The organism is Streptomyces sp. NPDC050617 (assembly GCF_040654795.1).
Classification (GTDB): domain Bacteria; phylum Actinomycetota; class Actinomycetes; order Streptomycetales; family Streptomycetaceae; genus Streptomyces.
The window spans coordinates 48599-73921 of the sequence record NZ_JBFAIS010000039.1; the positions used below are offsets into that span (position 1 = coordinate 48599).

Sequence of the window (25323 nt, forward strand, 5' to 3'; positions counted from 1 at the left end):
TGTTGTGACACCACGCCGCTGTCGAACAGTCGCTCTACTGGAGCCCGCCGCGGCGCACCGCGTCGATCAGTTCGCCGGTCTGTGCGTAACTCAACAGCAGGGCCGGACCGGAGGGGTTCTTGCTGTCTCGCACCGCGACGACCTGCTGTCGCCTGTCGACCACGCCGAACTCGACGCAGTCGGACTGAGCGCCGGACGCCGACGACTTCCACCACGTCACGGGAAGAGCCGAGGCGTCTTCGATATGGCCCATGATGCTTGGCCCCTTATCTCTGCGATCCGTTTGCGTTTCCGACACGTCGGCACGCTGTCGCATGGGGAACAGGAGCGCCTCTGGTTCAGGCGGCAGCCACGAGTTGCCGTGCTCGTTCGTTGAAGTCGGCGACGAGCCTGTGCGTGCCGAAGGGTTTCATCCGGCGCTGAAGATCTTGTACGGCTTCGACGCAGCGCGAGGACTTCACCTGCCGGGAGAGGGACAGGGTGCGCACTCCGGCTGCGTGAGCGGCTTCCAGGTCGTTGCGCTGCAAGTGGGATGCGGCCAACGCGGCGTGCGACATCGCCCCCCGACGCGCTCGCTTCTGCATCTTCGCGTGCTCGATGGACCGGCGGGCATGTACGTCCGCCAGCTCGGCGTCGCCCAGGTCCCGGAAGGTGTTCGCGTGCTCTCCGTGCAGGTAGGCGGGGTCGATGAACAGCGCCCACTCCTGTTCCCGATCCGGCTGTACCTGCTCGAACGAGGCTTCGGACCTGGCTACGGCACCAGCTGCCGAGCGCTTGTCACCGAGCTTGGCGAGGGCTCGGGCTTCCAGGCACCAGAGGTCGGCCATGCAGGCGTTCGAGGCCCCCTTGGCCAGCCCCGCCCGCCCCGCTTGCGCCAGTCGCCGTCCCTCGGCCGGGTTGCCGAGCAGCGTTGCCTGGTCCGCCATCCCCGCGAGCACGTGCGCCCCGAGCGCCGTGTTATGTGATTCCTCCGCAAGCCTCAGCGACTGAATGAGGTACTTCTGCGCGGTGCTGTTCTCTCCGTTGTCGTAGGCCATCCACCCGAGCAGATACGTCTGCTCGGCCGCCGCTTCGCACAGGGCGCGGCGCACGGTGTCGGTGTGCGTCCTGCGCAGCAGTGGGTAGACATGGGCGTTCATGTACGCGGCGAGGCTCAGCCGACCGGACCCGCCGCCTTGGAAGATGTCCATCTTCTGAAACTCGCCGAACATGTTCCGTACGGCGGTGACGTCTTCCAGTCGGACCCGCGGGCCTGGTGCAGGTTCTTGGTCCAGGACGCTCAGCAACCAGTCGCGGGAGGGTCCTACACCCGCGACCGCAGCGAACGGCGCTGCTGCAAGGAATGCGCGTCGGTCCACGTCAGCTCTCCCCAAGTCGGCGACGGTTTCAACGGTAGCCGCGAACGATGCGTTGTACATGAGCAGTTCGCCCGCCCTACTGCTGTCGCCGTACCCGAGGTCGTACGTCGTGATCCGGTAGCCGAAGTGTTCCGAGAACACGTCGGCGATGATGTCCGGGATGGGCAGTCGTGGCATATCGCCTTCGAGCCAACGGCGGATACCGGTCTTGTCCGGCATGACGTGCGGCTGGTTCCACTCCAGGGCCTTGGAACGTACGCACCGTGCCAGCTCCCCGTTGGTCATCCTGGAGCGTTGCAGGTACTCGGCGAGCTTGTCATTCGGCTTCTTCATCCCTCTGCCTTCCGCCGCGGGAGGGGGGAAAGGGACACCCTTCGACACCCCCTCAGACGGTAGCGCCGGAGATGGCGCGACTGTTGGCTGGACGAACGAACTGAACCGGCATGGGCGGGAAGTACGCGACGATGGCGAACAGCGCCGCAAGCGACAAGGCGATCCGCAACACCCTCGACTCCGAATTCACCGGGCCGAATTGCCAGGCCGCCGCTGCTCTCCCTTCCCATGCCCCGGGAATACCTGGTGCTCGGGTACTCCTCGACGACACGTCCACGCCTCCGGAGCCGGGGGCGCGAGATGCAGCCGCGATCGTTCATGAGCGTCCGGATGACGAGCTGTGCTGTCGACCGATGGGGCCGCCTCCACAGCTCATGCTCGCCGGCACCCCGGAATCCGTGCACGCCGCCAGGGCGTACGCCCGTGAGTTCGTCGGTTTCCACGTGCCCGAGGTGGAGCGGGACCGTCTCGATGACGTGCTGCTCGTCGTTTCCGAGCTGGTCACGAACGCCGTCCGGTACGGCACGGAACCGGGCGACTCGCTCCTCGTCGTCCTCGACGCCGAGCCGGGGCGGGTGCGTATCGAGGTGCACGACACCCGGCGGCGGCCGCCGCGCCGGCGGCCGGAGTCGGTGGAACGCCGGCGCGGCCACGGTCTGCTCATCGTCGAGGCGCTCGCGGAGTGGGGCGTCGGGGAGCGTCCGATGGGCAAGGTCGTGTGGGCGGTCGTGCGGTGGTGACCTCGGTCGAGGCGGAAGCCGTGGCCGTACTCGGCAGGGAGCGGCGCGGCCACGGCGGGCGGTGAGGTCTGCGTCACGGTTGTGAGGGGGCAGGGGGAGGCCCCGCTCGTGCGGCGTGCGGGTGGGGCGCGTTGTGGCCGGGGGAATGAGCCCCCGGCTCCTGGGAGCTTCTTGCGGTGGTGACGCCGCCGGACCGAGAACACTCCGGTACCTGAGACAATGGGGCCATGGCCCTCGATCGTCCCCGCGTTCTCTCCGGCATCCAGCCCACCGCAGGCTCCTTCCACCTCGGCAACTACCTCGGCGCGGTGCGCCAGTGGGTGGCGCTGCAGGAGACGCACGACGCCTTCTACATGGTTGTCGACCTGCACGCGATCACCGTGCCGCAGGACCCCGCGGAGCTGCGCGCCAACACCCGGCTCGCGGCGGCTCAGCTGCTGGCGGCTGGGCTGGACCCGGCGCGGTGCACGCTCTTCGTGCAGAGCCACGTGCCCGAGCACGCGCAGCTCGCCTGGGTGATGAACTGCGTGACGGGCTTCGGCGAGGCGTCGCGGATGACGCAGTTCAAGGACAAATCGGCCAAGCAGGGCGCCGACCGCGCGACCGTCGGCCTCTTCACGTACCCGATCCTCCAGGTCGCGGACATCCTGCTGTACCAGGCCCACCAGGTCCCCGTCGGGGAGGACCAGCGCCAGCACATCGAGCTGACCCGCGACCTCGCGGACCGGTTCAACGCCCGTTTCGGCGAGACGTTCACGGTCCCCGCGCCGTACATCCTCAAGGAGACGGCGAAGATCTACGACCTCCAGGACCCGACGGCGAAGATGAGCAAGTCGGCCGCCAGCCCCAAGGGCCTGGTCAACCTGCTGGACGAGCCGAAGGTCTCCGCGAAGAAGATCAAGAGCGCCGTCACCGACACGGACACGGTGATCCGCTTCGACGCCGAGAAGAAGCCGGGCGTCAGCAACCTCCTCACCATCCACTCCACGCTCACCGGCACCGACATCCCGGAACTGGAGCGGCGGTACGAGGGCAAGGGCTACGGTGCGCTGAAGACCGAGCTCGCGGAGATCCTGGTCGACTGGGCGACCCCGTTCCGCGAGCGCACCCAGGAATATCTGGACGACCCCGAGACGCTGGACTCGATCCTGGCCAAGGGCGCGGAGAAGGCCCGTACGGTCGCCGCGGAGACCCTGGCCCAGGCGTACGAGAGGGTGGGCTTCCTGCCCGCCAAGCACTGAACGCCGCCGACACCGAACGCCGCATACCGAACGTGACACAGCCGGCACAGCCGCCCAGGCCCCCGCACGGGGGCCCTACGGCCCGTGCGCACAGGACCGTGGAACCTGGCCGCGAGGACGGCCCGGACGCCACACTGGCATCGCAGACGCACCGGAGGGAGAACGCAGTGGGGACCGTAACGCTCGGCGTTTCGATCGCGGTCCCGGAGCCGTACGGCAGCTTCCTCCAGGGGCGGCGCGCGAGCTTCGGGGACCCGGCCGCGCACGCCATCCCCACGCACATCACCCTGCTGCCGCCCACCGAGGTGGACGCCGCGGTGCTGCCGGAGATCGAGGAGCACCTCGCGGAGGTCGCGGCCGCCGGCCGCCCCTTCCCCATGCGGCTCAGCGGCACCGGCACGTTCCGCCCGCTGTCGCCCGTCGTCTTCGTCAACGTGGTCGAGGGCAGCTCCGCCTGCGCCTGGCTCCAGAAGCGGGTGCGGGACGCCTCCGGGCCCGTGGCGCGCGAGCTCCAGTTCCCGTACCACCCGCACGTCACCGTCGCCCACGGCATCTCCGAGGAGGCCATGGACCGGGCGTACGAGGAGCTGGCGGACTTCGAGGCGGCCTGGACGATCAACGGCTTCGCGCTGTACGAGCAGGGCGCGGACGCCGTCTGGCGGCTCGACCGCGAGTACCCCTTCGGCGAGGGCCGCGCCGCCTCGCTGCCGCGCCAGGCCGGCCTCTCCCGGCCGCCCGCCGCCTCCCGATAGATCAGGCGCCCGGATCAGACCGGCAGCCGCCTGAACACCCCGCGCGGTACGTGCCGCAGCACCGCCATCACCGCCCGTAGCGAACCCGGCACCCACACGATCTCGTCGCGCCGCCGCAGCCCCGTCTCGACCGCCTCCGCGACCGCCTCCGGGTCCGCCGCCAGCGGCGCCTCCTTCAGGTGCGCCGTCATCCGGGTCCGTACGAAGCCGGGGCGGACGACCAGCACATGGACGCCCGTACCGTGCAGCGCGTCGCCGAGGCCCTGCGCGAAGGCGTCCAGCCCCGCCTTGCTGGACCCGTAGACGAAATTGGCGCGCCGCGCCCGCTCCCCGGCCACCGAGGAGAGCACGACGAGCGAGCCGTGCCCCTGCGCGCGCAGCGCCTTGGCGCACACCAGCCCGGCGCAGACCGCGCCCGTGTAGTTGGTCTGCGCGACGCGCACGGCGGTCAGCGGCTCCTCCTCGGCGCGCGCCTGGTCGCCGAGCACCCCGAAGGCGAGCAGCACCAGGTCGATGTCGCCCTCCGCGAACACCTTGCCCAGCACCTCCTCGTGCCGCTCCGGGGCGAGGGCGTCGAAGGGGACCGTACGGACCTCCGCGCCCAGCTCCCGCAGGTGGTCCGCGGCCGCCTCCAGGGCGGGGGAGGGGCGGCCCGCCAGCCAGACCGTACGGGCGCGGCGGGCGATCAGGCGGCGGGCGGTGGCGAGGGCGATCTCGGACGTGCCGCCGAGGATCAGCAGGGACTGGGGGGAGCCGAAGGCGTCCTTCACGGGGTGCTCCATTCACGGGACGGGGACGGGGACGGGGACGGGACGGATCGAGGCCGGGCGTCGGCCTCACAGCGACAAGCGGCGGGCCAGGTCGGAGACGAACACGCCGCGCGGATCGGTCGCGGCGCGCAGCGCCCGGAACTCCGCCAGCCGCGGATACATCGCCGCCGCCAGCTCCGGCCGCAGCCGGGAGTCCTTCGCGAGGTACACCCGGCCGCCGGCCGCCGCGACCTCCTCGTCGAGCCCGTCCAGGAACGCGCCGAGCCCCGGCAGGGCGGCCGGGATGTCCAGCGCGAGGGTCCAGCCGGGCATCGGGAAGGACAGCCACCCCGGGTCGCCCGCGCCGAACCGCTTGAGCACGGCGAGGAAGGACGGGCAGCCGCGCCGCGAGATGCGTTCCACGATGCGGCGCAGGGTGTGCTCCTGCCCGTGCCCGACGACGAACTGGTACTGCACGAAGCCGCGCGGCCCGTAGATCCGGTTCCAGTGCGGCAGGCCGTCCAGCGGATGGAAGAACGCGGAGAGCTTCTGGAGCTCGCCGGTGCGGCGGCGGGGCGCCCTGCGGTACCAGAGCTCGTTGAAGAGGCCGACCGAGCCGCGTCCCAGCAGCCCCGGCGGCACGGCGCGGGGGGCCGCCGGGAGGCTGCCGGGGCGGAACTCCAGGGGCGTACGGGCGGCGCGCGCGCCCAGCGCGGCCGGCGGCGCGTGGTCGCCGCGGGTCAGGACCGACCGGCCGATGGCGGCGCCGCGGGCGAGGAGGTCGATCCAGGCGACGGAGTAGCGGTAGCGGTGGTCCGCCTCGGCCATCCGGGCCATGAGGTCGTCGAGGTCGCGGGCGCGCTCGGTGTCCACGGACATCAGCGAGGTCTCCACCGGCAGCAGCTCCACGCTCGCGCGCAGCACGACCCCGGTGAGCCCCATGCCGCCCGCGGTGGCCTGGAAGAGGTCGTCGCCGGGGGTGAGCGTGCGGATCTCGCCGTCGGCCGTGAGGAGGTCGAGGGAGCGCACGTGGCGGCAGAAAGAACCGGCGCCGTGGTGGTTCTTGCCGTGGATGTCCGCGCCGATGGCCCCGCCGACGGTGACATAGCGGGTGCCGGGGGTGACGGGCACGAACCAGCCGAGCGGCAGCAGCACCCGCATCAGCCGGTGCAGGCTCACGCCCGCGTCGCAGACGACCAGGCCCGCGACGGCGTCGATGGCGCGGACGCGGTCGAGGCCAGTCATGTCGAGGACGGCGCCGCCGGCGTTCTGCGCGGCGTCGCCGTAGGCGCGGCCGAGGCCGCGGGCGATGGCGCCGCGCGCTCCGCACTCCCGCACCGCCCGCGCCGCCTCCTCGTCGCTGCGGGGCCGCAGCGTGCGGGCGGCGGTGGGCGCGGTCCGGCCCCAGCCGGTGAGGGGGACGAGGGCGGGGGAGGCCGGTGCGGGGTGAGCCGGTGCGGGGACGGTCTCGGCAGCCATGGGCGCGACCGTATCGCCAGGAAGGCCCCCTATGGGTTAAATGTCGCGCATTGCCCGGAAAAAAGTGATTAATGGTGTGAGGGAGAGGGGCGGGGAGCCGTACGACCGGACGCCGACGGAGAACGGAACGAGGTGGCCCCGCTGTCCCCCGAAGAGCTGGACTTCCGCCTGCTCACCGCGGTCCGCGACCGCGCCGCCGACCCCCGCGTGGCCGCAGCCGCCCGCGCCCTGTCCCGCGGCGGCGAACACGGCGCGCTGTGGCTCGCCGCCGGAGCCGCCGCCGCTGCCGCCGACCCCGTACGCCGCGCCGCCTGGCTGCGCGGCACCGCCCTGATAGCCGCCGCGCACCTGGCCAGCATGGGCGCCAAGCGCGTCGTACGACGCCCCCGGCCGCCGCTCACGGGCCGCCGCGCCCCGCTCGTACGGACCGCGGGCCGCCACTCCTTCCCCAGCTCGCACGCCGCGTCGTCGGTCGCGGCAGCCGTGGCCTTCGCCGCCCTCGCCCCGCCCATGACCAGGCGGTACGTGCGGGTGACGGCGGCGGCGATGTGCGCGTCCCGGCTCCTGGTGGGCGTCCACTACCCGACGGACGTGGCGGCGGGCGCGCTCCTGGGCGGGCTCACGGCGGGGGCGGGACGGCGGTGGGCGGTCGGGGACGGGGTCGGAGGCGGGGACGGAAGCGGGGCCGGGGAGGGTGCGGGCCTGATGCGTACGAGGCCGGTGCGTAGCGGGCCGGGACGTACGAGGCCGGTGCGTACCGGCCTGGGGAGCCGCCGGTATGGGTGAACCCGCCGCGGTCCTCGAAGAACCCCAGCCGCCCCCCGCCGCCGCCCCGACCGGCCGGGCGCGGGCGGCCGGGTTGCCGGTCGGGCTCGTGAAGACCGCCCGCCCCCGGCAGTGGATCAAGAACGTGCTCGTCGTCGCGGCCCCGGCCGCCGCCGGACGGCTCGCCTCCCTCCACGTCGCGTCCCAACTGGCCGTCGTCTTCGTCCTGTTCACCGCCGCCGCGTCCGCCGTCTACCTGATCAACGACGCGCGCGACGCCGAGGCCGACCGCGCGCACCCCGACAAGTGCCGCCGCCCCGTCGCCGCCGGCCAGGTGCCCGCGGGCCTCGCGTACGCCGTCGGCGGGCTGCTGGCCGTACTCGCCCCGGCGGCGGCCGTGGCGCTGTGCAACCCGGCGACGGCCGGACTCCTCGGCGCGTACGTCCTGATGCAGCTCGCGTACTGCATGTCGCTCAAACACGTGCTCGTCGTCGACCTCGCGGTCGTCACCACGGGGTTCCTGATGCGCGCCATGATCGGCGGGGTGGCGCTGGCCATCCCGCTCTCGCGCTGGTTCCTGATCACGGCGGGGTTCGGCGCGCTCTTCATGGTGGCCGCCAAGCGGTACTCCGAGGCGCTGCTGATGGCGGAGCGCGGCGGCCAGTCGCGCGCCCTGCTGCGTGAGTACACCACCGGCTACCTGCGGTTCGTCTGGCAGCTGGCGGCAGGGGTCGCGGTCCTCGCCTACTGCCTGTGGGCGCTGGAGGGCGACCGCGCGGTGGACGGCGGCTCGCTGCCCTGGCGGCAGCTGTCGATGGTGCCGTTCATCCTCGCCGTGCTGCGGTACGCGGTCTTCGCCGACCGGGGCACGGCCGGCGCGCCCGAGGACGTGGTACTGCGGGACCGGGGGCTGGCCGTCGTCGCCGTGGTGTGGATGACGCTGTACGGGCTGGCGGTCGCGGGGCTGTGAGTGGGGGCCGTGGATGAGCGCGGGCTCCGCGCGGCCCGCGGGGCTCGCCGGGCGGGCGCGGGCGATGCTGCCGGAGGCGGCCGGGTTCGCGCTGGCGGGGCTGGCCGCGTACGCCGCCGACCTCGGGCTCTTCCTGTGGCTGCGCGGCCCGGCCGGGCTCGGCCCGCTGACGGCGAAGACGCTGTCGTTCGCGGCGGGCTGCACGGTGGCGTACCTCGGCAACGCCATCGGCACGTACCGCCGCCGCGCCGCCGCCGTGGGCGGGGTCCGCCGGGTCCGCCGGTTCGCGGTCTTCTTCGCCGTGAACGTCGCGGGCGCGCTCGTACAACTCCTGTGTCTGGCGCTCTCGCACTACGGTCTCGGCCTCACCTCGGCCCGCGCGGATGCCGTATCCGGCGCCGGGATCGGGATGGCGCTGGCGACGTGTCTGCGGTTCTGGGGTACTCGGACGCTGGTCTTCCGGGCGGAGCGGGTTCCGGAGGGGGAGGCCGGGCGGGTTCCGGCGGGGGAAACCGGGCAGGTCCCGGCGGGCGAGTGACCGCCGGAGAAGGAAGGGACGCGGAGAAGGAAGGGACGCGGCGAAGGGAGAGGGGCGGGGAACGGAGGCGCGGAACGGGCGCGGGGAACCGGCGCGGGGAGCCGACGCTGGGAGGGGCGACTGGCATGAACGCCGACAAAAGGGATAGGTGTGGATCATGGATTGGTTGACCCGGCTGCCATGGATCGGCCCCGTGATCGCCCGGCTGATGCGCACCCACGCGTGGCGCTCGTACGAGACGCTGGAACGGGTGAAGTGGGCCCGGCTGGCGGCCGCGATCACCTTCACCAGCTTCCTCGCCCTCTTCCCGCTGATCACGGTGGGCGCGGCCATCGGGGCGGCGCTGCTCAGCAAGCAGCAGATGCGCGACCTCCAGCACAAGCTCGCGGAGCAGGTGCCGGGCATCTCCGGCCAGCTCGACCTCAGCTCCCTCGTCGACAACGCCGCCACGGTCGGCGTCGTCGCGGGCGCGCTGCTGCTGTTCACCGGCATCGGCTGGGTCAGCTCGCTGCGCGAGTGCCTGCGCGCCGTCTGGGAGAGGGAGGAGGACCCGGGCAACCCCATCGTCCTCAAGCTCAAGGACGCCGTCGTCCTGCTGGGCCTGGGCGGGGTGGCCCTCGTCTCCTTCGGCGCGTCCGCCTTCGCGTCCTCGGCGGTGGGCTGGGTGGCCAAGCAGATCGGCCTGGCGGAGGGCGGCGTGGGCAGCGCGCTGCTCTCGGTGGCCGGCTTCTGCTTCGCGGTGCTCGCCGACTTCGCCCTGATGATCTACGTACTCACCCGCCTGCCCGGCGTCTCCCCGCCGCGCCGCCGCATGGTCGTCGCCGGCCTCATCGGCGCCATCGGCTTCGAACTGCTGAAGCTGCTGCTCAGCGGCTATCTCCAGGGCGTCGCGGCGAAGAGCATGTACGGCGCGTTCGGCACCCCGATCGCCCTGCTGCTGTGGATCAGCTTCACGGCAAAACTGACGCTGTTCTGCGCGGCGTGGACGGCCACCCCGTCCGCTTCGGCGGGGGAGGCGACCGCCGACGCCGACGCCGACGCGCCGGAGGCGCGGCCCGCCGCTACGGCCCCGCCGTCGGCCGCCTCCAGCGGGGCCACGGCTGTCGGCGACTGAGGCCGCCCGGCGGGCGGGGGCTTTCGGCGCGAGACCGGTTCGTGGTCCCGGCGCGGCCCCGGTTCGTGGTCCCGGCGCGAGCCCGGTTCGTGGTCCCGGCGCGGCCCGTCGGCGCTCAGGAGCGGCGGCGGAGCGGCCAGCGGCGGTGGACCAGGTACGCGGCGGCGGCCAGGACCACCACGGCTCCTCCCGCGATGCCCAGGGCGGTGCCCATGCCGCCGCCACCGGAACCGGCGACCGACGCCTGAGCGCCGCCCCGGTTCTTGGCGCCGGCCTTGCCGCCGGACTTGTCGCCCACGCCCTCCGGCGGCACCAGCATGCCCACCGGCTTGACGTGCCCGGCCGCCGCGAAGCCCCAGTCGAGCAGCCTGGCGCTCTCCTTGTAGACCTCGTCGGCCTCCGCCTTCTGCGGGTTCATGACCGTGACCAGCAGCTTCCGCTCACCGCGCTGCGCGACGCCGGTGAACGTGGACCCGGCGTTGGTCGTGTAGCCGTTCTTGACGCCCGCGATGCCCTTGTACGGCTGGATGCCGTGCCCGATGTCGCCGACGAGTAGCCGGTTGGTGTTCTGGATGCCGAAGCTCTCGCGCTTCGTGTCCTGCTTGCCCTTCTTGTCCTTATCGTCCTTCTTCTCTTTCTTCTCCTCGCCCGGGAACTGGGCGGTCGGCGTCGAGCAGTACTCCCGGAAGTCCGCCTTCTGGAGCCCGGAACGGGCGAAGAGCGTGAGGTCGTACGCGCTGGAGACCTGCCCCGGCTCGTCATAGCCGTCCGGCGAGACGACATGCGTGTCGTCGGCCCGCAGCTCCTTCGCATGGGCCTGCATGTCCGCGACGGTCTTCGGCACGCCGCCGTTCATCGCGGCCAGCACATGCACCGCGTCGTTGCCGGACCGCAGGAAGACGCCGCGCCACAGGTCGTGGACGGTGTACGTCAGATCCTCCTTGATGCCCACCAGGCTGCTGCCCGCGCCCATCCCCGCAAGATCGGACGGCGCGACCTTGTGCGTCTGGGTCTTGGGGAACTTCGGCAGCACGGTGTCCGCGAACAGCATCTTCAGCGTGGAGGCGGGCGGCAGCGGCCAGTGCGCGTTCTCGGCGGCCAGGATCTCGCCGGTCTCGGCGTCGGCGACCAGCCAGGACCGCCCGGAGAGATCCTTCGGCAGCGCCGGGGCGCCGGATTCCGGCTGCACCTGGCGGCCGGGGCGGCCGAGGAGATCCCCGCCGACCGTGGACATCTGTCCCGGCGGCTTGGACGGCGGCTTCCCCTTGTCGTCGGTGCGGTCGGCGGCCTGGGCGGGGGCGGCGGTGAGCAGCGCGGGCAGCAGCAGGGACGCGGTGGTCAGGGCCACGGCCCCGTAGCGCATCGCGGCGGCCCCCGGCACCCTGGGCGCCCTCGGAACACGAGAAATCGTCGGCACGCTGGTGAACGTACCCCGGCGCCCCCGCGTGTCGATCAGCGAGTCACCCGATCGCACCCCGCGCGCAGGACCAATGGGACCAGTGTCCGTATTCGCCCCAGCCCCGGAGCCTGATCCCGCCCCGGACCCCGACCCGGCCCCGGAGCCTGATCTTGACCCGGCTGCCCTCGGCCCCACGAAGCCCAGCCGCCCCGCCCCCTGCTTTCCGCCCGCCTTCGGAGTGTGGAGCTGATTCATCTGGATCACCCTTCGTGGGGCGCTGACCGGGGGCGTCCGACCACCGACGCACAGCACAGGCCAGCGCCCGTGACGCCGTTCATTGCCTCCCTTCTGTAGAGGCCGTGGGCCCGGCCGGGGTTGCTCTGCGCGCCCGGCCGGTAGCGAAGCTCACAGCCCCTGGACCGGTCGGGTCCTACAGGTTGTGCAGCACGTACAGGAGGACGGCGGTCAGCGCCGACTCCAGCGCCGCGGTGAACGCGCGCCCCGCCCAGGCCGCTGCCCAGGCCGCCGCACCGCGGAGCAGCGCTCGCGGCACGCGGGAGCGGAGCACCGAGCCCAGTCGCCCGCCGGAGCACCGCTCCACCCCCGAGCCGCTGTCCGCCGCCTGAGGAACACGCTCCATGAGAAGTCCCCTTCCATCCGTCCCATCCGATCCGTCCGCCGGATGGGCGCCCGTGATTCCAGTAGCCGACACGGGCCGTGCCGGGCCCGAGGAACTCCGGAGACGTCCGCGGTCGTCGCAGGTCAGTGCTGTTCCGAACTCCTCCGAGTCGGAGGGCGCCGACACCGCAACAGCCGTACGGCCCGGATTTCCCGAAAGCGGCCTGGATTTCCCGAGAGCGGCCTCGATCTCCCGAGAGCGGCCTCGATCTCCCGAGAGCAACCAGGCTTTCCCGAAGGGCGGATGGCGTCTGAACGCATCCGCCGACGCGTCCGTACTCGCTGAGGGAGGGGCCGGCATCGGGCCGGCCGCGGCACGAGGAGGTCCGGCCGTGGAGGCACGGCGATCACCGCACGGCACCGGCAGGCTCGTCGGCGCACTCGTCGCCCTGGAAGAGCGGGCCAAGGAGGTACGGGCGCGGTCGGGGCTGAGTACGACGAGGGCTGCCCTGGCGAAGAGGAGCGGGGTGTCGGAGCGGACGCTCAGCGACTGGTTCAACGGCCGCCACCATCCGCGCGACCTCGACCAGTTGATGAAGGTCGTCCACGTACTCGCCGGGTGGGCCGACATGGGCACGGTCTCGCCCAAGCCCTGGTCCCGGCTACTGGAGGAGACGCCCCCACCCCGGCCCGCCGCAGAGGAGGAGGCCCCGGAGCCGGATATGGATCTGGATCTGGATCTGGAGCGTACGGCCGCGTGGCTGACCCGGCGGAACTTCCTGACGAACGCGGCCACGGCAACTGCCGCTGTGGGCCTCGGAATCGCCGGCTGGCGGGTCTCCGCCGTCCCGCACCTCACGCCGGGACGGAGACGCTGGCGGTTCACGGCGCGTGGGCCGGTGAGTTCCACCCCTGCCGTGGCGAAGGGCGTGGTGTATTTCGGGAGCGACGATCAGCACGTCTACGCGGTCCGCGCGAGCACCGGGGAACCGGCGTGGCGGCGGCCGTTCTCCACCGGAGGGATGTCGCGGTCGTCACCGGTGGTGGCGGAGGGCCTGGTCTACGTCGGCAGCGACGACCGAAAGCTGTACGCCCTCGACGCGGACACCGGGGAACGGCGATGGGAATTCCGCACGGGGGCCTCGCTGGGATGGTCGTCGCCGGTGCTCGTAGGCGATTCCTTGTACGTCAACAGCGGCGGCGCGGAAGGCCGGATCCTGTACCGAATCGCCGCGACGACCGGCGAACAGCGATGGAAGTGCCCGATTTCCGCCTCCGCCGCCATTTGGGGGCCCGCGGTGGCGGAAGGGGTGGCATACGTCGGTTGCGACGACGGCCACCTGTACGCGGTCGACGCCGCCGGCGGCCGAATCCTCTGGAGATTCCCCCGGAAATCCAGCGCGAAAGGCCCGGCTTTCTGGCGCCCCGCGGTCGCCGACGGAATGGTGTATGTCGGCAGCGACGACGGGAATGTGTACGCGATCGATCCCGAGGACGGAGAAGCGCGTTGGGCCGGTCTCATCGGCGCCCCCGTGGCCTCGACCCCCTGCGTGGCCGGCTCGACGGTGTACGTCGGCAGCGACGACAGACGCGTGTACGCCCTCGACGCGGCCGACGGCCGGGAACGGTGGAAGGCCGACACCGGCGGCATGGTGCGTACGCGCCCGGCGGCGGCCGAGGGGACGGTGTACGTCAGCAGCATCGACGGCCGTTTGTACGCGTTCCGCGCGGCGGACGGGGAGGAGCGCTGGAAGAGCGTGGACCTCGGGAACGCCCTCTGGTCGTCGCCGGCCGTGGTGGACGGGACCGTCTATGTGGGCAGTGACGACAGCAGCGTGTACGCGGTGACCGCCTGAGGCCAGGGGCGGGCCGTGTCCCCAGGCTTCAGCCGCGTACCCCGGCCAGGCACGCGTCGTACAGATCGATGATGTCGCCCTCGCCGCCGTTGTCGACCCACGCCATCGTCGCGGTGTCCAGGCACGCGAAGACCGTCGCGAGCACGGCCCGCGCCCGCAGGCTCGTTTCGCCGACGGCGTTGGCATTGGCGCGGGTGTTGGTGGTGCCGGTGCTTATACGGGCTTCGACGGCAGGCAGCAGGTCCGCCTGGAACCGCATCCACTTTTCGAGGTAACCGGCGCGCAGCGACGCGGTGTTGTGCAGGAGGCGGAACCGTTCCAACGCCCGCTCGCGGCTGTCGTGCAGGGCCAGCATGGCGGCGATCCCCGCGCGCAGGGCCTCCCAGGCATCGGCGTCGGCCGGCTGTTCGCCGACCGTGTCCATCAGGACCTGCCCGAACCGGTGCTGGTCGCTGCCGAGCAGTTCCTCCTTCGTGCCGAAGTAGCGGAAGAGGGTGCGCTGGGAGACGCCGGCCTCGCGGGCGATCTGGGCCATGGACGTCTCGTCGTAGCCCTGCTCGGTGAACAGGCGCAGGGCCGTTTCGAGGATCTCCTGGGAGGCCAGTCGCCGTGTCCGGTCCCAGAGGGTGGCCGGTGCGCCCGTCGCGGTCTTGGCTTCCTGCGTCATGCCGCCAGGCTAGCCCAGTGCTGCCACGCTGGCAGTCGCACGTAAGGTTGGCAGCAACTGCCAGCAAGACGTACGGTGTCAATCAAGGCGGCCCGCACAGCGACACCAGCCATGCCCCCTCCTCCCTCCCCTATAGGCACGCGAAGGAGCGCACCATGTCCGCACCATCCACCTCATCCGCACCAGCAGCTCTGATCACCGGCGGCACCAGCGGCATCGGCAAGGCGACCGCCGAACTGCTCCACTCCCGCGGCTACCGCGTCATGGTCACCGGCCTCCACGGCCTCGCCGACGCCGGACTGCCCGACGACGTCACGGCCGTACGGGCCGACGCGCGCTCCCTGCCGGACCTCGACCACGCGATCGACGAGGCACAGCGGCGATTCGGCTCCCTCGACCTGCTCTTCCTCAACGCGGGCGTCTCCCGCCTCGGCCCGATCGAGTCGATCGACGAAGACGCCTTCGACGCGCTCTTCGACATCAACGTCAAGGGCGGCTTCTTCACCCTGCGCAAGGCGCTGCCGCTCCTCAACGAGGGCGCCTCGGTCGTCTTCACCGTGGGCGCCGGCGAAGGGCTCGGCTCCGCGATGGCAGCCGCCAAGGGGGCCCTGCTGCCCCTCGTACGGTCCCTCGCGCACGAATTGGCCCCCCGCCGCATCCGCGTCAACGCCGTCAGTCCGGGGCTGATCAATACCCCTGCCTACGGCAAGGCGGGCGTCTCCCAGGAAATGATCGAGTCATGGGGCGAGGGCGTTCCCCTCGGCCGCGTGGGCGTCCCCGCCGACATCGCCGAGGCGGTGGCCTTCCTCGCCTCGCCCGCGGCGAGTTACATCACCGGCGACAACCTCGTCGTCTCCGGCGGCGTGGGTGTCCACGCCCGCCCCTGAGCCCCTGACGACCGGCTTCGCCGAGAAACCCCCATCGGGGGCGTGCGCGGGTCTGTCCGTTCAGCCGCCGCTCCCGGGCTTGTTCGGCGCCGTGCAGTTGGCCGGCGACGGGTGGCCCTCCGGCCACGCGAGGCGATCGAAGACGGCTTTTTTGGTGACCGGGTCGAGGTGCACGATGGGCACGGCCTTGTTGTACGGGTTGCCGTACTGGTCGAGGCAGATCGGGCCGCTCGCGCCGTGCACCGTGTGGGTGCCGTGCAGCCGCAGCCAGCCGTCGGCCACCTGGGGGAGCGTGGGCATCCGGACCGTGCCGACGGTGCTGTTGCGGATGCCGGCGATCGCCGTGGTGACCGAGTCGTAGGCGACGATCGTCCGGGAGTCGACCAGGGAGACCGGGCCGATCGGGTGCTCCGAGCCGGGCCCGAACTCCGCGGCCAGGTCGCTGAACTCCTTGTACGCCTCCTGGGACGCGTCGTTGGTCCCGCCGTCCGGAGCCCACGCCGCCGGGTGCGCCAGGGCCGCGTAGCGCAAGGTGATGCCGGCGCCCTTGGTGAGGGAGTCCCATTCGGGGGCGAACTTGGGGTCCACGGTCAGCGTGGACGCGTGCGAACCCGTGATCACCGTGTAGCGCTTGTCGCAGGTGCGGTTCCCCAACTCGACCAGAAACTGACGCAGTTGTACGGGCCGCCCGGCGAAGTAGACGGTCTTCGCGGCGGAGGTGCAGATGTCCGCGACCATCTGGTGGAAGTCGTTGGAGAGGTTGCCCTCCTTGTTGAAGTCCGCCGGCGAGCGGAAGGTCTCGGGGGCGTTCTTCGCCCCCTTGGCCAGCCGCTCGAACACCCGGCGCAGCGTGTACAGGTAGTTGTCGCCCTCCCGGAGGTCCTCGACCACCAGGGTCTCGTCGGGTTTCGTGCCCGCGCCGTAGGACCCCAGGGCAGCCGCCTGATCGCTGTTGGTGGGGGCGACGCGGGCCAGGCCGCGGAAGGCGTGCGGGCGCTCGGGGGTGTTGGCGAAGTCGTTGCCCGTGAGCGAGCCCGCGACGACCGGGATGCCCTTGGTGTTGGTGAGGTAGGACATCGCGGCAGCGGTGGCGTCCAGGCTGATGTTGATCCCGGCGACGGCCCGCAGGTTCTCGCGGCCGGACGCCGCGGCCGACGCGAGCCGGTCGGCGACCGGCCGCCAGAACTCGTAGTTGTGGCCGGGGTTGGCGAGCAGCAGCCGGACGGGCGGGCGCTGGTTGTTGGAGCGGTGGTTGGCGCGGTACTGGGCGAGGTACGCGCCCTGGGCCTGTTCGACGAGTTCGCGCTGCTCGGCGGCGTTGTCCGACACCATCGGGAACATCATCGCGATCGTCACCGGCGTCTTGCCGGCGACCGCGTCGTTCTCCGCCTTGATGCGCTCGGTGACCTGCTTCAGCGCCGGCGCGAAGACCACCGAGCCGTCGGTGACGCCCGTGCACTCCTTCCGCGGGCCGCGCTCCTCGACCCCCGCCCCGCACGAGGGATCGTGCCGGAAGACGGTGACGGAGAGGACGTACGCGCCCACGCCCACGGCCACGATCACGCCGGCGACCAGCAGCCGCCGGTAGAGCGTTCCGGCGGGCACCAGCCGGCGGAGGAGCGCGCCGACGCGCAGCAGGAGGCGGTGAACGCCGTCGAGCAGTCGATTCATGTGCCGGACCCTTCAGCGTCGACGGCGGTCCGGAGATCCGGGGCCTGCACCCAGCCGCGCAACTGCGCGGGCCACTGCTCGTGGGCGCGGTAGAAGATCTCCTGCGGTGCGGGACCGCTGTACTGGGACAGGGTGAGCAACTGGAGACCGATGCTGTCGATCGCCGCGCTCCCGGGCACGGCCATCGGCGCGGACTGCCGCCACAGGTTCAGCACCAGCAGCTCGATGGCCTGGTGTACGGGCACGGGCCCGCTGTCGGCCGCGCAGGCCGCGCACGGCAGGGCGTCCGCGGCCGGGGGCGGCAGGCCCGGCGGCGGGTGGGGCGCGGCGCAGACCAGGTTGACCGCGGCGAGCCACGCGAGGGCGTCGCCCTGCGCGAAGCGGTGGTGCAGGGTCCGTACGACCACGTCCGTCTCGCCGAGGGCCAGCGAGTGGTGCAGATAGCGGGTGTCGTGCGTGTCGGCGCCGGGGCCCAGGCCCTGCGGGTCGTAGTGGTGGCGCAGCCGCCGGTGGATGTCACGCCAGTGGCCCGCCTCCGGGGCCCGCCCGGCGAGGTCGCGCAGGGCGTGCAGCAGCAGCACGCGCAGCGCGCGGTCGCCGACGAACGGGCCCTCCAGACCGGGCCAGGCGCGGTGCTCCCAGTGGTTGTCGCGCAGATGGCTCTTGGCCCGCTGCACGGGCACGGCCCCGTGGTCCCCCGGAGGGAAGGCGCTGCTCAGCTGGTGGGCCGCGCCGTCGTCGAGCGCCGGAGCGTAATAGGTGAGGCGACCGCGCGCGGTGGCGTCGGGGAGCAGCCGCTCCAGCAGGAAGGCGCGTACGGGCGTGTCCTGCCGCCCCGCGGCCGGGGTGTCGAGCAGGGCCGCCGGATGCACCGCCCCGCCGGTGCGCAGCTGCCCGATGACGGCGTCGACCAGGGCGTGCACGATGGCGGCCCGGCCGTCGCTGAGCCGCAGCACCAGCTGGGTGGTGCCGGGCGGCGGGCTCTCCGCCCCGAACATGTACAGGATGTCGTCCAGCTCCAGCGCCGCCAGGCGTACGGGAAGCAGCCAGCCGTCCTTCCCGGCGGGCCGCTCCGCGCGCCAGACCGGGCCGCGCATCGTCCGTGAGTCGGGCGTCCTGTCGTCGCCCTTCCCCAGGGCCGTGGTGACGACGACCGGGCGCATCGCCCGGCGCGGCGTCGCGGCGTCGTGGTGCGCGGCCAGCAGCAGCTTGAGGAACTTGACGCCCGGCGCGGTGTGGACGTTGTCCAGAAGCAGCAGCGGGCGCGGAACCGAGTTCGCGGTGCGCAGCGGCCCGTAGTAGTCCGCGACGTCCTCCAGCAGGGCGGCCAGCAGGTAGCGTTCGGACCGGGTGCGCTTGACGCCCTCGCCCCGGAAGTCCATGGCCAGCGCGCCCAGTTGGTCGTACGCGTCCCCCATCGGCGCGACGTCGCGCGTCGCCCACCAGGCCAGGCCGGCGCGGTGCGCGCGCTGCCCGAAGAGTTCGGTGGCCACGGTCTCGACGATGGCCTGCACCATCGTGCCCATCTCGGCGGGCAGCCCCGCCAGCGGCCCGACGGCCTGGACGGCTCTGTCCACCCACATCGCGACCCGCACGGCGCGTTGTGTCGGGTCGGGCTGGCTGCCCCGGATCAGCTCGCCCAGCCTGCGGCTGGCGGCGTCGAGTTCGTCGGGCCGTACCGGTACGGGAACGCCGTCGCCGGCGTCCTGGACCTGCCAGCTGCTGACGGCGACCAGTCCCTGCGTGAGCCGGGGCAGGGCCAGCGCCTTGCCGAAGTCGCGCGGATGCTTGCTGAGCCGGAAACTGAGGAGGAACAGCAGGTCGGAGACGGTCGAGGCGTTGGGCGTACCGGCGGCGACGGCCGGGGCGAGCCCGGCCTGCCCGAAATCCGCCGCCCCCAGGTCGGCGTACGCCTGCGGCACACGCTGCTGGTACTGCGCGGCCAGCGCCTCCAGCACGGCGGTCTTCCCGCTGCCCTGGCCGCCGACGCAGCTGAGCACGGGGGCGTACCCCTGGCGCGGCGGCGGAATACGCCGCTTGCCGTGGTGATCCAGCCCTACGAGCGACGGCACCACATCCTTGAGCAGTGCCTTCCGCCCGTACAGTTCAGCCATGCTCCCCCCTCAGCGGAACTCCTCGGGGCCATGTGCGTGGTGAGGGGGAGGATAGGCGATACCGTCAAGTGAACGATTCAGCAAGCACGTTGACCGGCCACCGACGACGAACCGTCGAGGCCATGGGCTCCCGCCGGGTTTGTACCTCTCTGTACGTCTCCGTAGGTACGGAACAGCCCCTCAGGCGCGATCCCAAGATCTTCCAGGTCTGCGGAAGCGGGGGCTGCGGAAGCGGGGCTGTCGGTCGTCGCTGCCTCGACCACTACCGCCGCCGCGGCCTGGGCCGATTGCGCGTTCGCCATTTCCGACTGTGCGGTCCGCAGGAACTTCTCCACCGGCTCGCGGTACGGATCGTCCGGGCCGAAGAGCGCCCGGGTGTCGAGGCCGTCGGCCATGTGCGTCGCGACGGCGGCGGGTTCCACCACGCTGACCGTGACCCCGAAACGGGCGGCCACCGGCGCGAGGGACTGCATCAGCCGAGGCCGTAGGCGGTACGGAAGGCGGCTGGCTCCACCGGATGCGCGTCGGTGCCGATGCGTACGAACGTGACGGGGATGCCCGACCGCTCGGCGGCACGGGTCGCGGCGGCGGCCCAGCGCTCGTCCTCGGACAGCAGCACCCAGTCGCGCCGGAACAGATCCAGCGTCGAGCGCTCCTCGCCGTCGACGGCGACCCACAGGTGCGGGGCCCGAGTGCCGGACTGGCCGGCCCACTCCTCCGGTCGCCGCACGGGTGGCAGGCCGGCGTCCGCGCCCAGTACCGCGGCCGAGCGGTAGAGCCGGCCGAATTCGACGGACGCGTCGTCGAGCACCGGCACGTCTGGGGTCTGGGACTTCAACGCCGACGGGCCATGGGTCTACGCGCGCACCGCAGCGACGAATACCCACGGTTGGTTCGCTGCCCAGTACGTCCGGATCCAGGGAGGCAGACGGCCGAGGAGGAGCGGCAGCTGTCAAGCTGCCGCTCCTCTCGGAGCCCTGAGGGCGGGGGAGTGGCGAAGGCTCCGTACTCGGTGAGTACGTGGCCTTGGTGTGGAGCGCCCGGCAGGCCTTGCACCTGCATTTCCCGCTGGATGGCGGGCGTCTTGCCCTGGACCACAGACGCATAAATCCCGTGGTGTGCAACGGAGTTACGCAAATGATCACACAAGGTCCGGGGTGCTCCGATGGCCGCGGGCGCGGCGGAGCCGGGCACCGGCGGTGGGAGTGAGGCCGCTCGCGGCGTGAAACGGTGCCCTGCGCTTCGGGGCTTCGTCGCCGCCTGGGTACGGCAAGGAGGCCGCCGGCGGTTTCCGGTCGGGTTCCATGTCTGTTGATGGCCTGTCCGGCCGGCGGGTGTGTTGCCGGTTCGGTGCCTACGGGTAGGAGCGACCCGCACGACGCCCACGCTGCTCGTCACCGTACGGGAGGAGAACCGTCTTGCGGGGCCGCAGAGTCCTCCGCGGCGCCGCACACGCGTCAGCCGACGCGGACGGACGGGTCCAGGACGCCCTCCCCGATGCCCGGGACGGCGCACGTGGGGACCTTGTTCTTCTTGACCAGCCGGTAGGAGACCGCCTTGACCGAGTCGTCCTTCTTGAACTCCGCGACGATGAGCAGGGTCGCGGCGTGCGGGATCATGTCGGGCCGGATGCGGGCCTTGCCGGGTTCGGAGGTCAGCGCCAGGTACTTGGTGGCCCAGTACTCCGCGGGCGGAGCCTCGGTGCAGCCCTTGTCCGCCTTCAGGGCGACCGCGGGTACGCCCAGCTTCTTCAGCTGCTCCTGGAGTCCGGGCAGGCCCTCGGGGCGGTTCAGGTCGAGGACCAGGGAGCCGTCGTCCTGCTTGTCCACGGCGTACGCGGGTGTGCTGCCGGAGCCGCTCACGGCCGGCACGACGATCGCCGCGGCCGCGGCCGCCACCGCGGCCACGGCGAACGGGGTACGCCGACGGCGGGCGGGGACGGGCGCGGCAGGGGCGGGGGAGGGGGCGGTGGCCATGGCCGACAGTTCCTCCGCGAGCTGCTTCTTGAATCCGTTCGGCGTGGTCATGAGACAACCTCCAGGGTGCGTTCTGCGCGGGCCGCGCTCGTCGTGGGTCCGGTCGGGTCGGTACGGTCGGTGACGGGTGGGTGTGCGATGCGCAGTGCGCGCCTGGCACGGTGCAGACGCACCCGTACGGTCGTGGTGTTGAGGCCGAGGGCCTGTGCGGCCTCGCGTGGGCTGAGGCCGTCGGCGGCCACCAGGTCGAGGACCGCGCGCAGCGGTTCGATCAGCTCCGCGTGCCGCTCGGTCAGTTCGCGGGCGGCGCGTTCGGCGTCGATGCGTTCGTCGAGGGCGGCGATGTCCTCCTCGTCCAGCAGCCGCCGCCCGTTGAGTCGGGCGACCGCGTGCTGTTCACGGACGCTGCCGCGGTAATGGGCGGAGAGGACGTTGCGGGCGATGCCGTACAGCCAGGCGGCGGGGGCCCCGCGCTTGGCGTCGTACTGGCCGGCGGCCTCCAGCGCGGCGACGAAGATGTCGGCGGTGAGGTCCGCGGCCACCTGCGGGCAGGCCGTGCGCCGGGTGACGAAGCCGAGGACGGCGTCGAAGTTCTCCTCGTAGAAGAGCGCGAAGCCGGCGGCGTCCGGCCGTGGCGGGGCGGCCCGGTTCGCCGGTCGTCGGGCCGCTGCGGCCCGTTCGGGTATCAAGGGCACCAGTGCCTCCTAGGTGGTTGGTGATCCCTTACACCCGGTACTTGGCCGGACGGAGGCGAACTGTTTCACCGTGTCACCGGTTTCTCGCCGGCGTGCTTGACGAGGGTCGGCGAGACGCACCGGAGCCAGGCGGCCACAGGGGTGACACGATGTGTCTGTCTCCGCTTCTCCGATCCCGCTCGCGCCGTTCGACGGCGCTCCGGGATCGAGCCGTGCCGCCACCGGCAGGTGGTCGCTGTGCGTTCTCGGGAGGGTCTGGGAGGACGCCGGTTCGAGGCCCTTCACCGCGATCTGGCCGAGCCGCGTGACGGTGGACGACGACGGCAGGGTGAAGCCGAAGCCGCTGCCCGCCGCGTCCTGGGCGGAGCGCATCCCCGGGCCGCCGTCCGTGCGCCCCGGGGGCCTGGAGCCGGTCTCACCGCCGCCGCTCAGCAGTGATCAAGTTCGAGGAACGACTCGACCTGCGAGGATAAAGCTCAAGCTCAGGCGCGATCGAACGCGTCGGTCTTCAGGGCGTCCATGAACGCGCCCCAGGCGCCGACCGAGAGGAGGAGGGCGGGGCCGCCGGGATTCTTGCTGTCGCGGACGGGGATGACATCGTGCGTTGCTGCGATGACCGGTGCCCATTCGAGGCAGTTGCCGCCTTCGGGGCTGCTGTGGCTGCTCTTGCGCCACGTCACATGCTTGAGGTCGCTAGCTCGCATTGAGTTCGCTGCTTTTCACTTCGCTGACGAATGCGGCCCATGCATCGGCGGTGAAGATCAGGGTGGGGCCGTCAGGGTTCTTGCTGTCGCGGACAGGGACGACGCCGGGGCATTCGTCGGCTACCTCGACGCAGCTTTGACTGCCGTTGCTGTAGCTGCTCTTGTGCCATGTCCTGGGGGTGAGGTCGCTCTTTCGCAAGGCTGCTCCCTGCTGTTCAGAGGTCGCTGCGCGGCCTCGCGGCGCTACGTCCCATCTGATGGTAGGCCGCCGACGGGTGCCTGCGAAGCCTGCGAATGTGGCGACGATCCCCCGCCGAAGCCGGCGGGGGATCGTGGTGTTGCTGGGCTCAGGCGTCCGTGGTCCTGATGAATGCGACGAAGTTGCTCCATGCTGCGGTGTTGAAGACCAGTGCCGGGCCGTGCGGGTCCTTGCTGTCGCGGACAGGGACGACGCCGCGCGTCGCCACGCTGGAAGGTGCCCACTCGACACAGTTGCCGCCGTCGGGGCTGCTGTAGGTCGACTTCACCCACGTAGGGGCGGAGTTGGTAGTCACAGGCTCTCCATGTGATCTCGCAGTAGGGTTGCGCTCTCCCCTGGTGACAGCGCGTCCCCGGTCAGATCATCGTAGGCACTCATTGCGGCCCGAACGCGTTCAGGCTCTTCGAGGACACCTGCCGTGCGGTAGTTCTCCACGCACATCAACGTCACATGCTTTGGGGTGGTCAGAAAGGACACGGGCCAGTCCACAAGCAAGTGGGATGGGGCGTCCAGCGGCAGGATCTGTAGCCGTGTGGTGAGTTGCTGGCTATGAGTCAGCAGCGCCGCGAGCTGATCCCTCATCACCTCGCGCGACCCAATGATTCTCATGAGCACGGATTCGCACAGTACAACGCGGACATCCGGTGGTGCGACGGAGCGCAGCCGGTCCTGCCTGGTGAGTCGGGCCGCCACCGCAGCGGAGATTTCGTCCTCGGATGCGCGGCGATCGCCGCCGCGGAACAGTGCCCGAGCGTAGCTCGCGGTCTGGAACATCCCCGGGACCACCGTGGGTGACCACTCCAGAATGGTGATGGCTTGCCGTTCCAGCGCCATCCGGTGGCGATACACCACGGGGAACGATTCCGCGGTCACCTCGTCGTGCAGCCGCTTGAACAAGCCGTCCGTCTGGAAGATTTCATCCAGCAGTGCTGGAAGTCCGTTGGGGATCGGCGGCACGGCACGTTCGATACGAGAGATGGCGGATTTCGACATCCTCGCCTTTCGCGCCAATTGCGTCTGCGTCATCTGGCCCGGCCATGCTTTGCGGTGAGCTTTTACCGCGTCGCCGAACCGTTCTCTCGGGGTGCGCCCCGTGGCGTCGTCAACTTCCTGCATCAGCAGCCTCCTGACCAACCGTCTGGGAACCATGGCACCGACCGCTGCCCGCACTGTTCAGGGAGCTGCTTACGCATCGAGGTGACCAGCTCTCAGGTTGGGCGCTGGAACTCTTCCACAGCATGCGGCGATGTTGCAGGCTGAGGTCATCTGTTCACGGACAGTTAGGAGAGTGTGGTGACCCGTGTACCCAAGGACGAGCACCCGGTGTCGAGCAGGGACGCCGACGCGCTGTACGAGCTGATCCAGGCCGGCGGCCTCTGGCGCATAGCGCCGGAGTGGGTTCCGCGTACGTACGCGGAACCCACGAAGGAGCTGGCGGACAGAGTGCGGCACGGACTGAGGCGGTTGGACGTATGAAGAGCACGGCACGGGCGGCATTGGCGCGGATGATGGCGGAGAGCGGCGGCGACGGGGTGCTGGTGGTGCTCAAGTCGGGGAGCCGGCTTGGGGGAACGGCGATTGGTTCGGGTCTCCCGCCCGCCGGCATGGGGTTTCCGCCGTGCCGGTGCCCGGAGCACCTGGCGGGGAGGGGTAAGCCGGACACCGCCATCCGGCTCGGAGACAAGGGCGGCGGCCGGAACGAAGTTCTCGTGGCCCGGCCCGCGTACAGCGCCGTGTGTCTCGCCGACGGCGATGCCAAGTGCGACGCCAAGTGCGGCGCGGAGTCGGGGGAGCTGGGTACCTCGGACGCCGTAGGCGTATGGGTGCGGCAGCACGCCGACGCCACCGGCCACCGGCGCTACCGGCGCACCCGCTGCGACCACCTGACCCTGGAACCGCCGGAGGCAACGGCGGCCCCCGCTGCCCCGTAGGCGTGTTAGCCGGGCGTTAGTGGGGCGGTATTCCGGTGGTAGCGCGGGCGATCACAGTGGTGGACGTACCGAGGAAACAACGAGACCACGTCGCCGACTGCCCCCGGGGGAAACGCACATGCGCTCCAAGGCCACCGCCCTCACCACCCGCCGCCGCACCCTGCGCATGGCCGCCGTCGCCCTGACCGCCGCCGCCGGCCTCAGCCTGACCGCATGCTCCGGCTCCGACGACAGCGGCGCGAAGACCATGGGGCACGCAGCCGCCGCCGAATCAAGCAACGGAAGCAGCAGCAGCGGCAAGACCGACGCCACGACGGACGCGAAGACCGGCGCCAAGCCCGGCACCAAGTCGGCCACCGGCAACGGGAACGGGCACGGGGGCGGGGACTCGTCGGGGACGGCGGTCAGCAATCTCCCCCTCCCCGACGGCAGTGAAGCCCGCGTCACCAAGACCGGCGACCAGAATTACCGCGCCGAAATCGTCAACAAGGGCGCCGTCCTGGCCAC

The 25323-nt window shown here is 71.6% G+C and carries 28 protein-coding genes, 1 tRNA gene and 1 pseudogene; 12 read left to right on the forward strand and 18 right to left on the reverse strand.

Annotated elements, in window-relative coordinates:
• Positions 1-34: 34 nt before the first annotated feature.
• Positions 35-253 (reverse strand): DUF397 domain-containing protein, encoded by a 219-nt coding sequence (locus AB0I49_RS34625; protein ID WP_363231171.1) that lies wholly within the window; start codon positions 251-253, stop codon positions 35-37.
• Positions 254-338: 85 nt separating this feature from the next.
• The gene (locus tag AB0I49_RS34630) at positions 339-1691 is read right to left on the reverse strand and encodes a transcriptional regulator (protein ID WP_363231172.1); all 1353 of its coding nucleotides are present in this window, start codon (positions 1689-1691) and stop codon (positions 339-341) included.
• A 353-nt stretch (positions 1692-2044) separates the two neighbouring features.
• Between AB0I49_RS34630 and AB0I49_RS34635 the strand changes: the two genes are divergently transcribed.
• The 3 genes from AB0I49_RS34635 (at position 2045) to AB0I49_RS34645 (ending at position 4424) form a co-directional block, all read left to right on the forward strand.
• Positions 2045-2431 carry an ATP-binding protein gene (locus AB0I49_RS34635; RefSeq protein ID WP_363231173.1) on the forward strand — a complete coding sequence of 129 codons (387 nt, stop codon included), beginning with the start codon at positions 2045-2047 and terminating at the stop codon, positions 2429-2431.
• 227 nt (positions 2432-2658) lie between these two features.
• Complete coding sequence (gene trpS / locus AB0I49_RS34640) at positions 2659-3672, forward strand: tryptophan--tRNA ligase (RefSeq protein WP_363231174.1); 1014 nt, start codon at positions 2659-2661, stop codon at positions 3670-3672.
• A 167-nt stretch (positions 3673-3839) separates the two neighbouring features.
• Entirely contained in the window at positions 3840-4424 is a 585-nt protein-coding gene (locus AB0I49_RS34645) for a 2'-5' RNA ligase family protein (RefSeq protein ID WP_363231175.1), read from the forward strand.
• A gap of 14 nt (positions 4425-4438) precedes the next feature.
• On the opposite strand, the gene AB0I49_RS34650 is transcribed toward AB0I49_RS34645, so the two are convergent.
• Both AB0I49_RS34650 and AB0I49_RS34655 read right to left on the reverse strand, forming a co-directional pair.
• A complete protein-coding gene (locus tag AB0I49_RS34650) occupies positions 4439-5194 on the reverse strand; it encodes a decaprenylphospho-beta-D-erythro-pentofuranosid-2-ulose 2-reductase (RefSeq protein ID WP_363231199.1) in 756 nt (251 codons plus the stop codon).
• A 66-nt stretch (positions 5195-5260) separates the two neighbouring features.
• Positions 5261-6652, reverse strand: a complete 1392-nt coding sequence (locus AB0I49_RS34655) for an FAD-binding oxidoreductase (protein ID WP_363231176.1) — start codon at positions 6650-6652, stop codon at positions 5261-5263.
• 132 nt (positions 6653-6784) lie between these two features.
• Between AB0I49_RS34655 and AB0I49_RS34660 the strand changes: the two genes are divergently transcribed.
• The 4 genes from AB0I49_RS34660 to AB0I49_RS34675 all read left to right on the forward strand — a co-directional run bounded on the left by AB0I49_RS34660 (position 6785) and on the right by AB0I49_RS34675 (position 10039).
• A complete protein-coding gene (locus tag AB0I49_RS34660) occupies positions 6785-7438 on the forward strand; it encodes a phosphatase PAP2 family protein (protein ID WP_363231177.1) in 654 nt (217 codons plus the stop codon).
• The gene (locus AB0I49_RS34665; RefSeq protein ID WP_363231178.1) at positions 7431-8387 is read left to right on the forward strand and encodes a decaprenyl-phosphate phosphoribosyltransferase; all 957 of its coding nucleotides are present in this window, start codon (positions 7431-7433) and stop codon (positions 8385-8387) included. The genes AB0I49_RS34660 and AB0I49_RS34665 overlap by 8 nt, the downstream gene beginning before the upstream one ends.
• A 64-nt stretch (positions 8388-8451) precedes the next feature.
• Complete coding sequence (locus tag AB0I49_RS34670; RefSeq protein WP_363231200.1) at positions 8452-8925, forward strand: GtrA family protein; 474 nt, start codon at positions 8452-8454, stop codon at positions 8923-8925.
• 157 nt (positions 8926-9082) lie between these two features.
• Positions 9083-10039: a YihY/virulence factor BrkB family protein gene (locus AB0I49_RS34675; RefSeq protein WP_363231179.1), complete on the forward strand. Its 957-nt coding sequence runs from the start codon at positions 9083-9085 to the stop codon at positions 10037-10039.
• Positions 10040-10154: 115 nt separating this feature from the next.
• Here AB0I49_RS34675 and AB0I49_RS34680 read toward each other — a convergent pair whose 3' ends face one another.
• Both AB0I49_RS34680 and AB0I49_RS34685 read right to left on the reverse strand, forming a co-directional pair.
• Positions 10155-11402 carry a D-alanyl-D-alanine carboxypeptidase gene (locus AB0I49_RS34680; RefSeq protein WP_363231201.1) on the reverse strand — a complete coding sequence of 416 codons (1248 nt, stop codon included), beginning with the start codon at positions 11400-11402 and terminating at the stop codon, positions 10155-10157.
• A 466-nt stretch (positions 11403-11868) separates the two neighbouring features.
• Positions 11869-12078, reverse strand: coding sequence for a hypothetical protein (locus AB0I49_RS34685; RefSeq protein ID WP_363231180.1), 210 nt, complete (start codon positions 12076-12078; stop codon positions 11869-11871).
• A gap of 370 nt (positions 12079-12448) precedes the next feature.
• Between AB0I49_RS34685 and AB0I49_RS34690 the strand changes: the two genes are divergently transcribed.
• Positions 12449-13912, forward strand: a complete 1464-nt coding sequence (locus AB0I49_RS34690; RefSeq protein WP_363231181.1) for a PQQ-binding-like beta-propeller repeat protein — start codon at positions 12449-12451, stop codon at positions 13910-13912.
• Between the two features lie 28 nt (positions 13913-13940).
• Here the strand turns inward: AB0I49_RS34690 and AB0I49_RS34695 are convergent, their stop codons facing one another.
• The gene (locus AB0I49_RS34695; protein WP_363231182.1) at positions 13941-14579 is read right to left on the reverse strand and encodes a helix-turn-helix domain-containing protein; all 639 of its coding nucleotides are present in this window, start codon (positions 14577-14579) and stop codon (positions 13941-13943) included.
• A gap of 155 nt (positions 14580-14734) precedes the next feature.
• Here AB0I49_RS34695 and AB0I49_RS34700 point away from each other — a divergent pair, with 155 nt between their 5' ends.
• Positions 14735-15466, forward strand: coding sequence for an SDR family oxidoreductase (locus tag AB0I49_RS34700; protein WP_363231183.1), 732 nt, complete (start codon positions 14735-14737; stop codon positions 15464-15466).
• A gap of 60 nt (positions 15467-15526) precedes the next feature.
• On the opposite strand, the gene AB0I49_RS34705 is transcribed toward AB0I49_RS34700, so the two are convergent.
• From AB0I49_RS34705 to AB0I49_RS34755, 11 genes are all read right to left on the reverse strand, one after another.
• Complete coding sequence (locus tag AB0I49_RS34705) at positions 15527-17137, reverse strand: hypothetical protein (RefSeq protein WP_363231184.1); 1611 nt, start codon at positions 17135-17137, stop codon at positions 15527-15529.
• Positions 17134-19251, reverse strand: coding sequence for a hypothetical protein (locus AB0I49_RS34710; protein WP_363231185.1), 2118 nt, complete (start codon positions 19249-19251; stop codon positions 17134-17136). Before AB0I49_RS34710 ends, AB0I49_RS34705 begins: the two co-directional genes overlap by 4 nt.
• Before the next feature lie 77 nt (positions 19252-19328).
• Complete coding sequence (locus tag AB0I49_RS34715; protein ID WP_363231186.1) at positions 19329-19724, reverse strand: hypothetical protein; 396 nt, start codon at positions 19722-19724, stop codon at positions 19329-19331.
• Complete coding sequence (locus tag AB0I49_RS34720; protein WP_363231187.1) at positions 19724-20068, reverse strand: hypothetical protein; 345 nt, start codon at positions 20066-20068, stop codon at positions 19724-19726. Before AB0I49_RS34720 ends, AB0I49_RS34715 begins: the two co-directional genes overlap by 1 nt.
• A gap of 215 nt (positions 20069-20283) precedes the next feature.
• Positions 20284-20355: transfer RNA gene (locus tag AB0I49_RS34725), tRNA-OTHER, on the reverse strand.
• Between the two features lie 353 nt (positions 20356-20708).
• Entirely contained in the window at positions 20709-21278 is a 570-nt protein-coding gene (locus tag AB0I49_RS34730) for a hypothetical protein (RefSeq protein WP_363231188.1), read from the reverse strand.
• Positions 21275-21922, reverse strand: coding sequence for an RNA polymerase sigma factor (locus AB0I49_RS34735; RefSeq protein ID WP_363231189.1), 648 nt, complete (start codon positions 21920-21922; stop codon positions 21275-21277). The genes AB0I49_RS34730 and AB0I49_RS34735 overlap by 4 nt, the downstream gene beginning before the upstream one ends.
• A gap of 482 nt (positions 21923-22404) precedes the next feature.
• On the reverse strand, positions 22405-22626 hold the full coding sequence (locus tag AB0I49_RS34740) for a DUF397 domain-containing protein (RefSeq protein WP_363231190.1): 222 nt from the start codon (positions 22624-22626) through the stop codon (positions 22405-22407).
• The gene (locus AB0I49_RS34745) at positions 22616-22825 is read right to left on the reverse strand and encodes a DUF397 domain-containing protein (RefSeq protein ID WP_363231191.1); all 210 of its coding nucleotides are present in this window, start codon (positions 22823-22825) and stop codon (positions 22616-22618) included. The genes AB0I49_RS34740 and AB0I49_RS34745 overlap by 11 nt, the downstream gene beginning before the upstream one ends.
• 148 nt (positions 22826-22973) lie before the next feature.
• Positions 22974-23180, reverse strand: coding sequence for a DUF397 domain-containing protein (locus AB0I49_RS34750; protein ID WP_363231192.1), 207 nt, complete (start codon positions 23178-23180; stop codon positions 22974-22976).
• Positions 23177-24001, reverse strand: a complete 825-nt coding sequence (locus AB0I49_RS34755; protein WP_363231193.1) for a helix-turn-helix transcriptional regulator — start codon at positions 23999-24001, stop codon at positions 23177-23179. The genes AB0I49_RS34750 and AB0I49_RS34755 overlap by 4 nt, the downstream gene beginning before the upstream one ends.
• 177 nt (positions 24002-24178) lie before the next feature.
• Here AB0I49_RS34755 and AB0I49_RS34760 point away from each other — a divergent pair, with 177 nt between their 5' ends.
• The 3 genes and pseudogenes from AB0I49_RS34760 to AB0I49_RS34770 form a co-directional block, all read left to right on the forward strand.
• Entirely contained in the window at positions 24179-24361 is a 183-nt protein-coding gene (locus tag AB0I49_RS34760; RefSeq protein ID WP_363231194.1) for a hypothetical protein, read from the forward strand.
• Positions 24358-24816 (forward strand): hypothetical protein, encoded by a 459-nt coding sequence (locus tag AB0I49_RS34765; protein WP_363231195.1) that lies wholly within the window; start codon positions 24358-24360, stop codon positions 24814-24816. The genes AB0I49_RS34760 and AB0I49_RS34765 overlap by 4 nt, the downstream gene beginning before the upstream one ends.
• A gap of 118 nt (positions 24817-24934) precedes the next feature.
• Positions 24935-25323 (forward strand): annotated as a pseudogene (locus tag AB0I49_RS34770) (hypothetical protein); the annotation flags it as partial.

Excerpts from the sequence above, each read along its gene's own strand:
- AB0I49_RS34700 (WP_363231183.1), top strand. The coding sequence starts at position 14,735 with ATGTCCGCACCATCCACCTCATCCGCACCAGCAGCTCTGATCACCGGC.
- AB0I49_RS34630 (WP_363231172.1), bottom strand. The coding sequence starts at position 1,691 with ATGAAGAAGCCGAATGACAAGCTCGCCGAGTACCTGCAACGCTCCAGG.
- AB0I49_RS34675 (WP_363231179.1), top strand. The coding sequence starts at position 9,083 with ATGGATTGGTTGACCCGGCTGCCATGGATCGGCCCCGTGATCGCCCGG.
- AB0I49_RS34710 (WP_363231185.1), bottom strand. The coding sequence starts at position 19,251 with ATGGCTGAACTGTACGGGCGGAAGGCACTGCTCAAGGATGTGGTGCCG.
- AB0I49_RS34665 (WP_363231178.1), top strand. The coding sequence starts at position 7,431 with ATGGGTGAACCCGCCGCGGTCCTCGAAGAACCCCAGCCGCCCCCCGCC.
- AB0I49_RS34680 (WP_363231201.1), bottom strand. The coding sequence starts at position 11,402 with ATGCGCTACGGGGCCGTGGCCCTGACCACCGCGTCCCTGCTGCTGCCC.
- AB0I49_RS34705 (WP_363231184.1), bottom strand. The coding sequence starts at position 17,137 with ATGAATCGACTGCTCGACGGCGTTCACCGCCTCCTGCTGCGCGTCGGC.
- AB0I49_RS34765 (WP_363231195.1), top strand. The coding sequence starts at position 24,358 with ATGAAGAGCACGGCACGGGCGGCATTGGCGCGGATGATGGCGGAGAGC.
- AB0I49_RS34655 (WP_363231176.1), bottom strand. The coding sequence starts at position 6,652 with ATGGCTGCCGAGACCGTCCCCGCACCGGCTCACCCCGCACCGGCCTCC.
- AB0I49_RS34730 (WP_363231188.1), bottom strand. The coding sequence starts at position 21,278 with ATGACCACGCCGAACGGATTCAAGAAGCAGCTCGCGGAGGAACTGTCG.
- AB0I49_RS34740 (WP_363231190.1), bottom strand. The coding sequence starts at position 22,626 with ATGCGAGCTAGCGACCTCAAGCATGTGACGTGGCGCAAGAGCAGCCAC.
- AB0I49_RS34695 (WP_363231182.1), bottom strand. The coding sequence starts at position 14,579 with ATGACGCAGGAAGCCAAGACCGCGACGGGCGCACCGGCCACCCTCTGG.
- AB0I49_RS34635 (WP_363231173.1), top strand. The coding sequence starts at position 2,045 with ATGGGGCCGCCTCCACAGCTCATGCTCGCCGGCACCCCGGAATCCGTG.
- trpS (WP_363231174.1), top strand. The coding sequence starts at position 2,659 with ATGGCCCTCGATCGTCCCCGCGTTCTCTCCGGCATCCAGCCCACCGCA.
- AB0I49_RS34670 (WP_363231200.1), top strand. The coding sequence starts at position 8,452 with ATGCTGCCGGAGGCGGCCGGGTTCGCGCTGGCGGGGCTGGCCGCGTAC.
- AB0I49_RS34755 (WP_363231193.1), bottom strand. The coding sequence starts at position 24,001 with ATGCAGGAAGTTGACGACGCCACGGGGCGCACCCCGAGAGAACGGTTC.
- AB0I49_RS34685 (WP_363231180.1), bottom strand. The coding sequence starts at position 12,078 with ATGGAGCGTGTTCCTCAGGCGGCGGACAGCGGCTCGGGGGTGGAGCGG.
- AB0I49_RS34625 (WP_363231171.1), bottom strand. The coding sequence starts at position 253 with ATGGGCCATATCGAAGACGCCTCGGCTCTTCCCGTGACGTGGTGGAAG.
- AB0I49_RS34715 (WP_363231186.1), bottom strand. The coding sequence starts at position 19,724 with ATGCAGTCCCTCGCGCCGGTGGCCGCCCGTTTCGGGGTCACGGTCAGC.